Origin of the sequence: Limnohabitans sp. JirII-31, assembly GCF_002778315.1 — a bacterium.
GTDB lineage: Bacteria > Pseudomonadota > Gammaproteobacteria > Burkholderiales > Burkholderiaceae_C > Limnohabitans.
Map to the genome: position 1 here is coordinate 140,642 of NZ_NESA01000002.1, position 15,048 is coordinate 155,689.

The following is a 15,048-nucleotide window of genomic DNA, read 5'->3' on the forward strand; positions in this document are numbered from 1 at the left end:
GGTGTGTGTCCTGTCTCTCAAAGTTTGCCGTGAACGTGTTCGTGGTCAATTTGCACGGCCACTTGCGAGCCACGCGTTCCCACATTCACGTGGAAGGTGGGCACGCCGTTGGCAGTCATCAGCGCGGTGTCGTCTTTCTTGAAGAACAGCAATTCGCCTTCTTGCAAGTTGTTGAGGTGTTGCAGGGTGGTTTTGATTTCACCCATGGTGACTTGCAATTCCAGGCGTGCATCGCCCACTGCCGCGGCCAGGTCTTTGCGCCATTTGCGGTCTGATTCCTCGTTGCCTTCGCCGCTTTGCACGCGGCTGCTGAGCAACTCTCGAATGGGCTTGAGCGTGGCATAGGGGTACACCAGATCGATGAAGCCTTTGCCGCCGCTCACGGTAGCGTCGGCTTCAAAGCGGCTCAACACGACCAAGTCGTTCTCGTCTGCAATTTGGGCAAACTGTGGGTTGATCTCCGAGCTCACGTGCTCACACTCGATGGGCATCAAGGGCCCCCAAGCTTCAGTCAGTGAGCGAAAGAACACTTCCAAAATGATCTTGATGATGCGTGTCTCGGTGGGTGTGAACAAACGGCCTGAAGGCAGTTCGCCCACCCCTTTGCCAAAGCCACCAAAAAAGCTGTCGAGCGAGCTAAACACCACGTTGGGGTCGATGATGATCACCGAGTTGCCACGCAGCGGGTTCATGCGCACGATGTTCACGGACAACGGGGCTTTGAGGCCTTTGAGGTAGTCGCCGAACTTCAGAATCTGCACCCGTGTGGGGTTCACCCGTGGGCTGGTACGCAGCACCTCCAGCAAGCCCAGACGGAACAGTCGAATGAAACGCTCATTGATCATGTCGACCGACGAAACGTTCACTCCCAGGCTGCTGTCTTCGCTGGCCAGGTCGTGTTTGCGCACGCGCGCGCGGGTGTTAAAGCCCGTGTCGGTCTCGATCGAACCGTCGCGCACCCCGTCAGACAGGGCGGCCAGTTCTTCTTGCGAGAGCAGGTTGGATTTCATGGGCTTGGCTTACTGCATCACAAACGAGGTGAAAAACACATCTTCAATGCCACCGAAGTCTTCGTACTTCATCAGCATTTCATTCATCACCACTTTGATCTTGGCCGCCAACTCGGTGCGGAAGTCAGGCCTGGCCGTGTCGGCCTCGGTCGACTGACGCATCACATCCAGAATGGCTGAACGGATGGCGAACTCATGCTTTTTGACGTTGTCAAACACGCGTGCGTCGTAGTGGGTCATCACAGCAATCTGCACCACCATCACCTTTTTGCTGCTGGTGATGTTGGTCATGAACTCTTTGTCGATCTGAAGGTAAGTGTTCTCAAAGCGCGTGGCTTCGGCTTCTTTCTTCACCTTCGATGGACCTTCGGGCATGGCGTGTGCGTCTTCTGCGGCTTTGTCGAGCTCGTCAATCTTCTCGTGCGCGGCGGCTTCGCTCTTGTGTGCGAAATAGCCTGACATGAAAAGTGTGCCGAACACCACCGAGACAATCAAAAGAATCACCGACAAAGCGATCACGGCGATCAGAAGAATCGGCTTCTTCTTTTTGGGTGCGCCTTCGACTTCTTCGGTGCTGGGGGCTGCTGCTGCTTCTGCCATTTTTCGTACTCCTGTTATTCCAGATTGTCGTGCGTCATTTATGCATAGAGGTCAAGCAAGGACGCATTGGCCTTGGTGGACACAGCCTCAGCGCTGGTGACGCTGCTGCTGCTCTTGACTTGCGAGGGTGAATTTTCGCCAGGTTGAGACTGCTTTGCAGAGCCTCTCGATGGGTTTTGCTGTGTGCCACGGCTGTCTTGGCCGATGTGGAATTGACCCGCATGAATGCCAAAGTTTTCAAGTGCATCGCGCAAACGCTGACTGCTGTTTTGCAACAAGTCACGCGTGAGTGGGTTGTCGGCATGAATCACGGCATCGAGCTTGCCATCTTTCATTTCAAGCTGAATTTCAACGCCGCCCAAGTTGGCAGGACGCAAACCAAACTTCATCTTCCATTCGCCGTCGCTGAGTTGCTTGTGCATGCGTGCGGCCATCTCGGTGGCCATCTTGTCGCTGAGCTGGTCATAGACCTCGCTCATGTGCACATCCGATGCCGCATGCGTGCTGCTGACGATGCTCGTGTTGGTTGGCACAACTTGGCGTGACATGGCTTGGCCAAATTGGCCCGCGCTGGCGTCACCGCTGGAGGCTTGTTGTTGCCCGGCGTCTTCGCCTGCAGTCCCTGGCTCAAAGCTGGCAGCCAATGCGGTGATGTCTTGTTCGTTCACACCAGAGCCCATCAACGACAACACCGCAGCGGTGCTGGGCGTGCTGCTGATGGCCGAGGTCAGTGCCACAGCGGGTGGCAAGACGGTGATTTGAATGTGTTGAATGCTGGCCAGGTCGCTCGGCGTCAAGCCTTGCAACGCGGCCCCCACGGTGGTGGGGGGTGTGGATGTGGCGGTAGGTGTGACCGTCGTGGCGGCCATGTTGTTCACCACGATCGTTTGTGTCAGATCAGCGTTGGGGCCTGGGGCCGCCAGCGCGGCGATGTTGACGTGGATGTTGCCATTGTCATTGGCTTGAATCGCGACGTTGAGCAAAGGCGACGCCAGTTTGTCGGCCAGCTGAGCGGATGGATTGTTCAGCGACACCGTCAGTTCAGACACGGTATCCGTTGTGCTGGGTGTGGTCGCGCCAGGCTGCACATCGGCGCTGGTGGACACAGGGCCCATCAGCTTTTGAATGGCGGCTTCGTCCAGGCCCATGGACTTGGCAAAGGCCGTCAAGCTTTCAGGGCTGGGTGCTTGGCGTGGGTCGGTGATGATGCGCATGTGGGGACTCAACGCCACGGTGCGCAACGGTGTGGCCGTGGCTGCATCGCTGCTGGGCAAGGCCACGTCTTTCAAATAAGGGTTGGCTTGCAGCGCTTGAGGGCGAACTTCTGCCGTGCCTGGTGTGGGCAAGGGCGCCGCCGCGAGCACCGTGACTGGGGTGTCGGAGGACACCACGCTGGGGAGGGGACTGGCACTGCTGGCACTGATGGCGTCGGTGGCCACGCTGTTTTCTGGGCTGGCTTTGTGCGGTGCCCGTTTGCTGGTGTGTGTCTGGCCTGACGCATCGTTGGCGTTGGACGAGTACTCGTCGGCGCGTGCCTGGCTGTTGCGCGTGTCAGATCCTTCATCACTGTTTGCGGCATCGAGTGCCTGCCGATGGGCTGTTTGCTGGCTCTTGTCATCGGCTTGCGCTTGGGCATTGGCACGTGTGGTGCGTGTGTTGTCCGTCGCAGGTGATGGGGAGGGAGAAGGAGCGGCAAAAACTTGCCGCTGTGACGATGGCATGCGTTCGAATTGCCGCGCCATGATTTTGGCGAAGTCCAGCCCCAGGCTGGCACCCGCAGCAAGGCCCACCCCTGCCGCAGCCCCTGCGGGCAGGGCGGTGCTGGGTGTTGGTGACACCGACGGAGCCGGTGGCATTTGAAGGTAACTGGACAAGTTCATGTTGGTTCAAATCGAGTTGACCCAGGAGTAAAGCAAAAACCGTGACAGGTCAGTTCTTGCCGTTTCTCATGTGGTTTGCTCACCATGTCAGTTTGGGCTGGCACATCGATTGCTTGAGGTACTTGCCGAGGAAATCATTTCCCGACAAAAAGAAACCTAAACGTTCCACTTTCAACTGGATTTCACTGATGAGCACGCTCACTCTGTCAACGATTCGACAGAACTTGTCAAAGTTTGACCTCAACGGACTAAGTATTCCGGTGGTCGTGCTCGTCATCATGGCGATGTTGGTGTTGCCACTGCCCCCGCTGTTGTTGGACTTTTTGTTTACTTTCAACATCATGTGCAGCTTGGTGGTCATCATGATCGCCATCGGTACCCGCAAACCGCTGGAGTTCTCTTCTTTCCCCACTGTGCTGTTGTTTGCCACCATGCTGCGCTTGGCGCTGAACGTGGCATCGACCCGCGTGATCTTGGTCCATGGCCACGAAGGCGCGCATGCTGCTGGCAAAGTGGTGGCGGCGTTTGGTGAGTTTGTGATTGCCGGTAACTATGTGGTGGGCTTCATCATCTTTGCGATTTTGATGATCATCAACTTCGTGGTGGTGACCAAAGGTGCGGGCCGTGTCTCTGAAGTGAACGCGCGTTTCACCTTGGACGCCATGCCTGGCAAACAAATGTCCATCGACGCCGACTTGAACGCTGGCGTGATTGACCAAGAGACGGCCAAGAAGCGTCGCGCTGAGTTGGCCCAAGAGTCTGACTTCTTCGGCTCGATGGACGGTGCTTCCAAATTTGTCAGTGGCGACGCCATGGCCGGTTTGTTGATTCTGCTGATCAACTTGGTCGGTGGCTTGATCATCGGTGTGGCGCAACACGACTTGCCCGTGGGCGAAGCCGGCAAGCTCTACACCTTGTTGACCATTGGTGATGGTTTGGTGGCACAAATTCCATCGTTGCTGTTGTCCTTGGCCACTGCCATCGTGGTGACCCGTGTGACCACCGCCGAATCTATTTCAGAGCAGGCCTCTAGCCAATTGGCCAACCCGACCGCGCTGTTTATTTCTGCTGCCATTTTGGTGGTGTTGGGCATGGTGCCTGGCATGCCTCACCTGATGTTCATCACCCTGGCCGTGGCTTCAGCCGGCTTGGCGCTGATGATCGTGACCCGCGAAGTGCAAGACGAGCAAGCCGTGCAAGCCGTCAAAGATGCCGCGCCTGTGGAAGCCCCCAAAGAGCTTGACTGGGACGATGTGGACCAGGTCGATTTGATCGGTTTGGAAATTGGCTATGGCTTGATTCCTTTGGTCAACGCCGACACCGGTGGCGAGTTGATGAACCGCGTCAAAGGCGTGCGCAAAAAGCTCTCCGCTGAACTGGGCTTTTTGGTGCAGCCCGTGCGCATTCGCGATGACCTCAACATCGATCCCGACGCCTACAACATCGTGCTCAAAGGCGTGGTGCGCGGCAAAGGTGAAGTCAAAGTGGGCCGTGAATTGGCCATCAACCCCGGTCATGTGTACGGTCAACTCGAAGGCATTGCCACCCGCGAACCCGCTTTCGGTTTGGAAGCGGTGTGGATTGAACCCTCACAACGCGACCAAGCGCGCACACTGGGCTACACCGTGGTGGATGCGGCGACTGCCATTTCGACCCACCTCAACAAAGTGCTGCGTGAAAACGCCTCTGAAATGTTGAGCCATGACGAAACCCAACAACTGCTCGACAAACTGGCCGCCAAGTCGCCCAAGATTGTGGAAGACCTGGTGCCTGGCAAGTTGTCATTGGGCATCTTGACCCGCACCTTGCAAAACCTGTTGGCCGAGTCGGTGTCGATTCGCGACATGCGCACCATCGCCGAAGCTTTGACCGAGGCCAGCACACGCACCCAAGACCCCGAACAACTCACCGCCATGGTCCGTCCCAAGCTGGGCCGCATGATCATGCAAAGCCTGGTCGACAGCGACAGTGGTTTGCAAGTCATGACCTTGGAGCCTTCGTTGGAGCAGCTCTTGCACAACGTGTTGCAACAAAGCCAACCTGGCCAACCCGTGGTGATGGAGCCTGGTTTGGCAGAAAACTTATTTGCCGGTTTGCGCGATGGCGCCCGCACTGTGGAAGACATGGGCCACCCCGCCGTGCTGGTGGTCTCGCCTGTGATCCGTGGCTGGTTGTCCAAAGCGGCACGCTTTCGGGTGAACGACTTGACAGTGCTGTCTTACAGCGAAATCCCAGATGACCAGGCTGTCAAAGTGATCCACACCGTGGACGCCAAAGCCCGATAACCCCTTGATACCTATAACAACTTCAAAGACTGAGTGAGCTGACACATGGAACTGAAACGAATCCTTGCCCGCGATGCACGTTCCGCCAACGAAAAGGCGGTGGCCCAGTACGGCCCAGATGTGATGGTCATCTCTACCAGTCAAGTCAATGGTCTGACCGAACTGATCGTGGCTGTCGACTTGGCGCCGCTCACCCCCGAGGAGGCCGAGCCATTTTTGAAGACAGACTTTGCGCGTCCTCACAGCTTGAAGCCCACGCCGAAATTCGATGTGTTGTTGGGCCAGACACTGGACCACAACAAACGCACCTCGCGTGAACGTCAAGCCACCCAAGTGGCCAAGTCGATTGTTGAAGTGTCTGCCAACCCCACACACACGGCAGCTGTGAAAACCAAAACAGTGCCGCACAAAGCCAGCAAGCCAGTGGCTGACGAGACAGACTCTGTCAAGGCGCAAGAACACGACAGCCTGCGTGGCAAAGAAATCGTGGCCTTGGTGCGTGAAGAGCTGGCCTCTTTGCGACGTGAATTCAAACTGGGTCAGCAAATGGCGGCGTGGCAAGGTGGCATACCACTGCCCGCTGCACTCAACCCCTTGCGTGACGCGCTCAACGATGCCCCTATTCCTGTGGCCTTGCGTGCTTTGCTGATTGACAGCATCAAAGACCACGACAACTTGGCCGACGCCATGGGTGCGCTGCAACGCCAACTCAGCCACGCCGTGGCGCAAACGCCGGCACCTGCCCCGATGACTGGCATGCATGTGCTGGCCGGCCCGTCGGGTGCTGGCAAGTCGCTGATGGTGGCGCGTTTGGCCCAAACCGCAGCCGTGCAACATGGCTGCGAACAAGTCATGGTCATCAGCTACCAAGACCAGCGCGCTGGCGCCTGGAACCAAACCCAATTGCTCAGCGCCCAGTCCGGCGTGGATTGCTTTCGCGCCACCAGTGCGGCCACGCTGAAACTCTTGCTGGAAGAGCATGCAGACCGTCAACTGGTGATCATTGACACCCCCGGCGTACAAATGAACGAGCGTCTGGCCGATATCCGCGCCTTGCGTGCCGATGTGCAGTGCCACGCGGTGGTGCCCGTGGATGCGTCTGCGGCCACCCTGCGTCGCGTGTTTGAAAACACCGACAACCGCTGGGCCAGCCTGATGTTGAGCAAGCTCGACGAAGCCTGCCAGCCCTGGGCGTTGTTGCAGTTTCTGACAGAAAAAACCTTGGGCGTGTCCGTGGCCAGCCGCGGCGACCGTACCGCTGACTTGGTGCAAGATGTGTCGATGGGTGACTTGGTGCAGCGTGCCTTGGATAATCTGCCCTTGGCGCCCAGCGACGAAGCGTCGCCCAGCTTGCGTGATGCTGCCGTGAACAGCCTGGCTGCTTCCAAGCTGTCGCAAATCGCTGCGCGATTTCAACCCGAAACCACAGGCATGACCCATGAATAAACCTCGCAAAACAGAAGTCATTGGCATCGCCAGTGGCAAAGGCGGCGTGGGTAAAACCACCACCTCCATCAACCTCGCGGTGGCTTTGAGTCAGATGGGACACAAGGTCATGCTATTTGACGCTGACCTCGGTTTGGCCAATGCCCAAATTGCTTTGGGTGCGCGCGCCGAATACAACCTGGGTCACTTCTTGGCAGGACAAAAGAGCCTCAACGAGATCATGGTCACCACACGCCAAGGCATCCGCTTGATTCCGGGTGCATCGGGCATGCAAGAGTTGGCCGCCTTGAGCCAGCTGCAAGCGGCCAGCATCGTGCAGTCGTTCAGCGTGTTGGCTGACGATGTGGACTACTTGATCGTTGACGTCGCAGCCGGCATCTCGCCTTCGGTGTTGTCGTTCTTGGCGGCCTGCCAGCGTCGCTTCATCGTGGTCAAAGACGACCCTTCCTCCATTGCAGATGCTTACGGCACCATCAAAATTTTGACCAAAGAGATGGAACTCAACGAGATCTATCTGTTGCCCAACATGGTTCACAGCCAATCCGATGGCTGGAAGCTGTACAAAAAACTCAACGACGTGTGCGTGCGTTTCTTGGGGGAGCCCGTGCATTACCTGACCTCGATCGAAGAGGATGAAATGGTGTTGCGTGCCCTCAAAAAATACCAGTCAGTGCTTGAACTCGCGCCTGGCAGCGGGGCCGCACGCGATTACCGCCGCTTGGCCGAAGCCTGCACACAGCTGCGTCCCTTGGGCCACCTGCGCGGTGGAATGCAATTTTTCATGGAGCGACTGATTCAAACCAGTCCGTCAGACACATGAAAGCCATGTCACCCGTTCAAATGTACGAATCCTGCAAGCCCAAGGGCGAGGATTTGGTCATGGCCCATCTGGGCTTGGTCAAGCGTGTGGCGCTGCACCTCAAAGCACGCATTCCCGCCTTCATGGAGCTTGATGAGTTGATCCAGGTCGGCATGATTGGTTTGCTCGAAGCCTCGCGTGCGTTTGACCCCGTCAAAGGCGTGGAGTTTGAAAACTTCGCCCACAGCCGTGTGCGCGGTGCCATGCTCGACGAGGTGCGTCGCCTGTCGTTTTTGCCTCGCTCAGCGGTGGCGTTCAACAAATCGCACAACGAAACCATCCACACCTTGGCGGCTGAGTTGGGGCGCACGCCCACCCAAGCCGAAATTGCCGATTACATGGGCAAAGATTTAGAGGATTTCCACAAAGAGCGGGGCAAGGCCAAGCGCTTTGAGACTTACTCGATGGAAGTGGTCACTGAAGAGGTCATGAGCATTGCCGACGATGCATCGCAACAGCCTGATGTGATTGTGGAAGAAGCCCAGTTCATGGATGCGGTGACCGATGCGATTGCACAGTTGCCCGAACGCGAGCAACTGGTTATGCAGCTTTACTACGTGGAAGAGTTCAACCTGAAAGAGATTGGTGAGACCCTGGGGGTGAGTGAATCGCGGGTGAGCCAAATTCTGTCCTCGGTGGTCAAGAAACTCCGTGGCACCTTGAAAGTGGACGGGGGGGAGACGGATACACCCGCCATGAGGAGACGTGCATGAGTAACTTCATGATGAACATGATCTCGTGGGTCTTGCTGCTCTTGGTGATTTTGACTTTGTATTTGATCGACAAGGTCAACCATCTGGCCAAACTCTATGAGCCGCCCAAACCGCCAGAACCTGTGGCACAACCCGAAGCAGAGCCGTCGGGTGACTTGCTGTTTGTCGGCCTGGAAGGCAAGAAGCTATGGGACGCCATGAACGGCAAAGCCGTCGACGGCTTTGACAGCAAGTTGCTGGACTCCTTGCGTTTGCACTACGAGCCCATTTTGCGCGCGCACATCAGTGCTGCATTCCACGACGGCGTGCGTGACGCCAACGAAGCCGAGGCCCAAACGCCCAGCTCGCAACGCCAAATCAGTACCGTGCGTGGTCATGTGCAGTCGTGGTTACCGCCTCAGCATTTGGGCAGTATTTATCGCGTCGGTGTGGAGTACGGTGGTGCTTACGCCAAAGACCCCAATCCCGATGTGTTGGCACGCCTGAAACAAACCCTCGACAGCGTGAGCAGCATGCTGTACCAGCGCGCAGGTGTCACTTTGGATGTGCCGTACTCCGAGCTTTTGTTGTCGCCCCCTGAGCCCGAGCCGCAAGCGGAGGCGCAAACACCCGAAGACGTGCTGGCACTGACCGACCAAACCGATCAAGTGCAGGTGTTGGAGCCCAACCTGGCCCAAGGCCTGGAGCACGCACAAGCATATGAAGAGCAGCAGCGGCAAGATCTTGCCGCTGGGGCGGATGCCGAGGTGATTGAAGCCACCTTGTCTGAGCACGAACTCAAGCCCGCGTAAGAACATCGCGATGTGCACCATCTCCTATCTCAAGTTTGGCGTGTCGCTACCGATACTGCCTGTGTCAAGTAGAAAACACAGGAGTTAAATCACATGCGAGCCAACCAACGAGCCATCCAAAGTTACGGCGATGTCAAAGTCACCAGTGGCGTGTCCTCGGCCAACAATGTGCAATTGATTCAAATGCTGTTTGATGGACTGCTCGAAAGCCTGGTGGCTGCACGGGGTCACATCCAACACAAAAATATCACCGAAAAATCCAAAGCCATTGCACGTGCCAGCCGCATCGTGATTGGTTTGCAAGGTGCTTTGGATTTCGAAAAAGGCGGCGATCTGGCCAACAACCTCAACGAGTTGTACAGCTACGTGACCCGCCGTTTGTTTCATGTCAACGCCCAAAACGACGTGCTTGTTTTGGACGAGATCCATGGTTTGATGCGCGAGATTCGCGATGCCTGGGAAGGCGTGCCCGCCTTGGTTCCCGCGACTGCCCGACCTGCTAGTTTCATGAATTGAGAAAGCTTTCTTGCTGTGAGGCGAGATAGCTCTCTTTTTAAGTTAATCTAGCAGGTTGACGAGAAATTTCAGGCGCATATCAGAGATCCCTCTGAATGCGCCATCCTGCTTAGGGAGTGTTAGATGTCAGCAATTATTGGTTTGGTGGTTTTGTTCATTTGCGTGTTCGGCGGCTTCGTGATCGCCGGCGGCAGCTTGGCACCCATCATCAAATCCACTCCCTTCGAGATGTTCATCATTGGTGGTGCCGGTGTGGGCGGCATGATCACCGGTAACTCCAGCCACATTTTCAAAGGCGCTTGGGGTGGTATGGGGCGCGTGATCAAAGGCCCCATGTACAAGAAAGAAGATTACATCGGCATCATCGCGGTCATCTCCAAGCTCATGAAGACGCTCAAAGCAGAAGGGGCGGTGGCGATGGAATCGCACGTCGAGAACCCTGAGGCCAGTGCCATTTTTGGCGAGTGTCCCAAGATGCTGCATGACCACGGCCTGGTGGCCTTGGTCTGTGACACCATCCGTTTGATGGTGGTGTCTTCAGGCACCTTGAGCCCTTATGCGGTGGAAGATGTCATGACCGCCTCTATCAAGCTGCATCACCACAACGAAATGAAAAACGCCGAAGCGATTGCCACCCTGGCGGGCGCCTTGCCTGCGTTGGGCATTGTGGCTTGCGTGTTGGGTGTGGTGAAGACCATGGGCGCGATTGACCAACCGCCTCCTGTGCTGGGCGGCTTGATTGGTGGCGCTCTGGTGGGTACGTTCTTGGGTGTGTTTTTGGCTTACGGTATTTTTGAGCCCTTTGGCAGCCGCCTCAAACAGATCATTGACGAAGACGGTGAGGCCCTCAACGTGGCCAAACAAATCATCATCGGCAACATGCATGGCTACCCCGTGCCCTTGATCATTGAAGCTGGACGCGTGTGCATCAGTCACACCAACCAGCCCTCCTTTGGCGAAGTCTTTGATGCGCTGAGGAAATAATGGCTGAAGAAAAAGACGAAGCCGCCCTGGCTGCACAAGCGGCGGCCGCTGCTGCGGCTGCTGCCGAAGCAGAAAAGGCTGCCGCTGAAGCCGCTGCGGCAGCAGCCGCACCTGCGCCTGTCATCATCATCAAGAAAATCATTGACGATGGCCATGGCGGAGCGCACGGCGGCGCTTGGAAAATCGCTTTGGCCGACATGATGACCGCCATGATGGCGTTCTTCTTGTTGATGTGGCTGTTGGGCGCGTCCAACGAAGACCAGCGCAAAAGCATCGCTGACTACTTCAAGCCCACCTCGCAAAGTCTGGTGGCCATTGGACAACTCGCAGGCTCTAACGGTGTCTTGGGTGGACGCTCCATCATTGACCCCGACGGCTTTCCATTTGCGGCCAAACAAACTGCGTTGCTGGAACGTTTGACACCTCGCTCGGAGGGCGGGCCCAACCCCAGCACCGACCCTGGCCAAGAAAATAACAACCCCTACTCAGACCCCGACAAGTTGACGCCTGAGCAGAAAAAAGACATTGCTGCTGCGCAAGAGAAAGCCGACTTTGACAAGTTGGAAAAAGAGATCGAACAAAAGCTGTCTGAAAACAAAAAACTCGGCGGTCTGAAAGACCAAGTGTCTGTCACGCGTGACAAGCAGGGCTTGCGCATTGAGATCATTGACAAAGCCGACTTTGCGATGTTCCCCAGCGGTGGCATGAGCATGCAGGGCAAGGCGTCGAGCCTGATCAGCGAAATTGCGGCTTCTTTGGCAGAAATGCCCAACAAGATTGCGATTCGTGGCCACACCGACAGCGTGCCGTTCCAAAACAAAGAAGGTCGCAACAACTGGTCGCTCTCGGCCGAGCGCGCGGAAGTCACGCGTGCCTTGCTTGAAAAGAGTGGCATCAAAGAAAATCGTTTTGCGCGCATTGAAGGGGTGGCTGACACCGATCCGTTCAACCCCAAAGATCCACGCGATCCGCGCAACCGGCGCATGAGCATCACGGTGCTCTACAACGACCAAGACTAAAAAAAGCAGCCCTCGGGCTGCTTTTTTCATGGGGACAGCGCGTGGCGCATTTCCTAGGTCGTGAGGGCTCAAGCCGCCCGTAACTCATATTTGTTGATCTTCTCAATCAAGGTGGTGCGTTGCAGGTTGAGCAACTTGGCCGTGCGTGACACATTGCCCGAGTTGCGCTCAAGCGCTTGCTCAATGATGCTGCGCTCGATTTGCGCCATGCGCTCTTTCAGAGACAAGCCCTCGGGTGGCAGATGCGGCATGCCTTGTGCCAGCATGATGATGCTTTCCACATCGTTTTCTTCTGATTCGGGTTGCTCTTGCATTTCCGCCAACACCTCGGGGGGCGGTGTCATTTCCAGCTTGGCCAGCAATGGTGCTTGGGCTTGCAGTTCGGCCTGCGCGCTCACCAAGCCTTTGGGCAGCAAGGTGGGTGGGATGGCGCGCAGGTCTAGCTCTTGGCCCGCGTACAAGGTGCTGAAGCGGTCAACCAGGTTGGAGAGTTCGCGCACATTGCCTGGCCAGGGGTACTTTTGCAAGGCCGCCATGAAGTCGGGTTTGAAGCGAATGGCTGGCTTGCCAAAGTTGACACATTTCTGCGCGTAAAAATTCAGCAGCTCAGCCACATCGGCGGCGCGTTCGCGCAACGGGGGCGTCACCACGGGCAACACATTCAAACGATAGTACAAATCTTCGCGGAAACGGCCAGCAGAAATTTCGTTCTCTAAATCGCGGTGTGTGGCGGCAATGACACGCACATCCACATGCACCTGTCGGGTTCCGCCAATCGGGTCGATGGTGCGTTCTTGCAAAACACGCAGCAATTTGACCTGCATGTCCAACGACATGTCGCCAATTTCGTCCAGAAAAATGGTACCCCCATGTGCCAATTCGAAGCGGCCCACACGGTCTGCCACAGCACCCGTGAAGGCACCTTTGCGGTGACCAAAGAGTTCACTTTCGAGTAGGTCTTTGGGGATGGCGGCGCAATTGATAGGCACAAAGTTCGCGCCACAGCGGTGTGACTGGTCATGCAACAAACGTGCAAGCAGCTCTTTTCCGGTACCACTTTCACCTGTGATCATGACCGTGGCATTCGAGTTTGCCATGGTGGCGACAAGGTCGCGCAAAGCTTGTGCTGACTCGCTCGAGCCGATGAAGTTGGTGATGGGTTTCATGTCAAAAATTCCTACACTGCATTGTCTGAAACTTCTCAAATTTCACAAGACAGAGAAAGTATTCATCGCTCATTCATCGCCTGAGTTAAAGATGCTTTGCTTGGTGTCGAATCGTGGGGGAGACCTATTCAAGGACAACGACATGAAATGCTTTACCTCTTCGGCGCTGGTTGCCGCAGCCTTGCTATTGGGCGGATGCTCTGCGTTCAAGTTCAACCATGTGCATGAGTGGAAAAACGACGAGTCCGCAGCCAACAGCGAGCGCAAGCCTGCTGAGCCCGTGGCCACCATGATCAGTCCCATGACCGACAAGCGTGAAACACTCATGGCCACCGGTTATGCCGTCATCAGCATTCAGAACCACCGACTCCCAGCACAACAACGCTTGCTCGCCATTCGTGCGTCCAAGCTGGATGCTTACCGTGCCTTGACCGAACAGGTCTACGGTCAACAACTCGATGCCAACACCACCGTGGCTGACATGACCGTGATGAGCGACACCTTCCGCGCGCGTGTCGAGGGTGTGATTTATGGTGCGGTGTTGGTCAGCATCACGCCGGTGGGCGACGACACATACGAGACCACCATGTCGCTCGATCGCAGCTTGGTCAACGACTTGCGTTCGCTGTATGTGGCGCACCTCACCAGCAAGCGTCGTTGAGTTTGAGACACCAAGGTTTGGCCATGTTCCCTCGTCGTGTGTTTCCTCATGCTTGGCTGCGTTGTGCGCAGGTGCTGCTGCTGTCGGCATGCTGTGCCCACGGTGTGCTGCACGCCGCTGAATTGAACCCAGAGCAACGCTTGCAAGCCATCCGCCAGGCACTGGTGGAGGCCGCCATGAAAAGCAACACCCGTGTCAGTGCCACCAGTTGGATGGACTCGACCGGTGCACTGCGCGAGTTGAACCGCTTCTCGTCTGAAATCAAAGTCCGTGACTTGCAAGTCACGCGTTACGGACGTGACGAAGCACAAGAGCCTGAAGCTGACATCGTGGCAGTGAGCACCCAAGCGGTTGAGCCCACCCGATGCACAGCACCGCAAGCCAAATCTGCCTTGATGCATGTCATGTCACTGGGTCTGGACTTGTCACCCAGCCTGACTGCGAGTCAACGCTACATGGCACAGCAAGTGGGCCTCAGTGCGCGCCAGCGTGTGCTGCAGGCTGCCACGCAGGCGCAGCACTGGCGCGTGATGACGGAGCCTGTTTACCCTCGCACCTACGAGCGCTTGACCTACAGCCATGGCGAAGAAAAGGTGCAGTGGCACATGCAACTCACTGTGGCGCCTGCGCCGCCGGGTTTGAGCACCGACGACAGTGCAGCCTTCGTGTTGCTGTGGCATGTGCAAGCTCCCGGGCAACTGCATGCCATGCACAGTTCGCAAGACGTGTTGCTGGGGTCACCTGTTCCTGTCAGCGCGACCACCCCCAAGTTGGACACCGACATGCGTCAAGCCATCGATCAGGCCGTCACACGCATGGGTCGGGCGTTGGATATTCAGTTGTCGTGCGAGCCCCCCAGCATTGAAGTGACCCAAGGCGACAGCGGACGTTTGACAGTCAATGCCGGAGGACGCGCGGGCTTGCGAGTGGGGGACAAGCTGATGTTGTCCGATGCCCGTGTGCTGCCCAAGCACGCGCTGGAAGCAGGCGCACTGGACGCTGCTGTGTTGGTCGAAGTCAAATCCGTCAGCCTGTACCAGGCTGAGCTCAAGCAAGTGGCGGGGCGAGCCCAGAAGTTTCAGGGCGCCTGGGTGGCATGGCCCTATACCTATTGATCA

At 56.8% G+C, this 15,048-nt stretch carries 14 protein-coding genes; 10 read left to right on the forward strand and 4 right to left on the reverse strand.

The features are described from left to right. Positions 1-17: 17 nt before the first annotated feature. From fliM to B9Z41_RS04210, 3 genes are read right to left on the reverse strand one after another with little or no spacing between them, the layout of a single operon-like run. The gene (fliM, locus tag B9Z41_RS04200) at positions 18-1,010 is read right to left on the reverse strand and encodes a flagellar motor switch protein FliM (RefSeq protein WP_100145388.1); all 993 of its coding nucleotides are present in this window, start codon (positions 1,008-1,010) and stop codon (positions 18-20) included. 9 nt (positions 1,011-1,019) lie between these two features. Next, a complete protein-coding gene (fliL, locus tag B9Z41_RS04205; RefSeq protein WP_100145390.1) occupies positions 1,020-1,610 on the reverse strand; it encodes a flagellar basal body-associated protein FliL in 591 nt (196 codons plus the stop codon). A gap of 38 nt (positions 1,611-1,648) precedes the next feature. Further along, positions 1,649-3,490 carry a flagellar hook-length control protein FliK gene (locus B9Z41_RS04210; RefSeq protein ID WP_100145392.1) on the reverse strand — a complete coding sequence of 614 codons (1,842 nt, stop codon included), beginning with the start codon at positions 3,488-3,490 and terminating at the stop codon, positions 1,649-1,651. Between the two features lie 188 nt (positions 3,491-3,678). Between B9Z41_RS04210 and flhA the strand changes: the two genes are divergently transcribed. From flhA to B9Z41_RS04250, 8 genes are all read left to right on the forward strand, one after another. Then, the gene (gene flhA, locus B9Z41_RS04215) at positions 3,679-5,775 is read left to right on the forward strand and encodes a flagellar biosynthesis protein FlhA (RefSeq protein ID WP_100145394.1); all 2,097 of its coding nucleotides are present in this window, start codon (positions 3,679-3,681) and stop codon (positions 5,773-5,775) included. A 45-nt stretch (positions 5,776-5,820) separates the two neighbouring features. Then, the gene (locus tag B9Z41_RS04220; protein WP_100145396.1) at positions 5,821-7,221 is read left to right on the forward strand and encodes a hypothetical protein; all 1,401 of its coding nucleotides are present in this window, start codon (positions 5,821-5,823) and stop codon (positions 7,219-7,221) included. Next, positions 7,214-8,041, forward strand: a complete 828-nt coding sequence (locus B9Z41_RS04225) for a MinD/ParA family protein (RefSeq protein ID WP_100145398.1) — start codon at positions 7,214-7,216, stop codon at positions 8,039-8,041. The genes B9Z41_RS04220 and B9Z41_RS04225 overlap by 8 nt, the downstream gene beginning before the upstream one ends. A gap of 5 nt (positions 8,042-8,046) precedes the next feature. Then, positions 8,047-8,793, forward strand: a complete 747-nt coding sequence (fliA, locus tag B9Z41_RS04230) for an RNA polymerase sigma factor FliA (RefSeq protein ID WP_100145790.1) — start codon at positions 8,047-8,049, stop codon at positions 8,791-8,793. After that, on the forward strand, positions 8,790-9,584 hold the full coding sequence (locus tag B9Z41_RS04235; RefSeq protein WP_143474144.1) for a hypothetical protein: 795 nt from the start codon (positions 8,790-8,792) through the stop codon (positions 9,582-9,584). Before fliA ends, B9Z41_RS04235 begins: the two co-directional genes overlap by 4 nt. 93 nt (positions 9,585-9,677) lie before the next feature. Then, positions 9,678-10,100 carry a flagellar export chaperone FliS gene (gene fliS / locus B9Z41_RS04240; protein ID WP_100145402.1) on the forward strand — a complete coding sequence of 141 codons (423 nt, stop codon included), beginning with the start codon at positions 9,678-9,680 and terminating at the stop codon, positions 10,098-10,100. 123 nt (positions 10,101-10,223) lie between these two features. Then, complete coding sequence (gene motA / locus B9Z41_RS04245) at positions 10,224-11,084, forward strand: flagellar motor stator protein MotA (RefSeq protein WP_100145404.1); 861 nt, start codon at positions 10,224-10,226, stop codon at positions 11,082-11,084. After that, positions 11,084-12,103: a flagellar motor protein MotB gene (locus B9Z41_RS04250; RefSeq protein WP_143474145.1), complete on the forward strand. Its 1,020-nt coding sequence runs from the start codon at positions 11,084-11,086 to the stop codon at positions 12,101-12,103. The genes motA and B9Z41_RS04250 overlap by 1 nt, the downstream gene beginning before the upstream one ends. Before the next feature lie 68 nt (positions 12,104-12,171). Here the strand turns inward: B9Z41_RS04250 and B9Z41_RS04255 are convergent, their stop codons facing one another. Further along, on the reverse strand, positions 12,172-13,269 hold the full coding sequence (locus B9Z41_RS04255) for a sigma-54-dependent Fis family transcriptional regulator (protein WP_100145406.1): 1,098 nt from the start codon (positions 13,267-13,269) through the stop codon (positions 12,172-12,174). A 142-nt stretch (positions 13,270-13,411) separates the two neighbouring features. Here B9Z41_RS04255 and B9Z41_RS04260 point away from each other — a divergent pair, with 142 nt between their 5' ends. After that, positions 13,412-13,930: an LPP20 family lipoprotein gene (locus B9Z41_RS04260; protein ID WP_100145408.1), complete on the forward strand. Its 519-nt coding sequence runs from the start codon at positions 13,412-13,414 to the stop codon at positions 13,928-13,930. Positions 13,931-13,953: 23 nt separating this feature from the next. Further along, positions 13,954-15,045, forward strand: a complete 1,092-nt coding sequence (locus B9Z41_RS04265; protein WP_100145411.1) for a hypothetical protein — start codon at positions 13,954-13,956, stop codon at positions 15,043-15,045. Positions 15,046-15,048 lie beyond the last annotated feature (3 nt).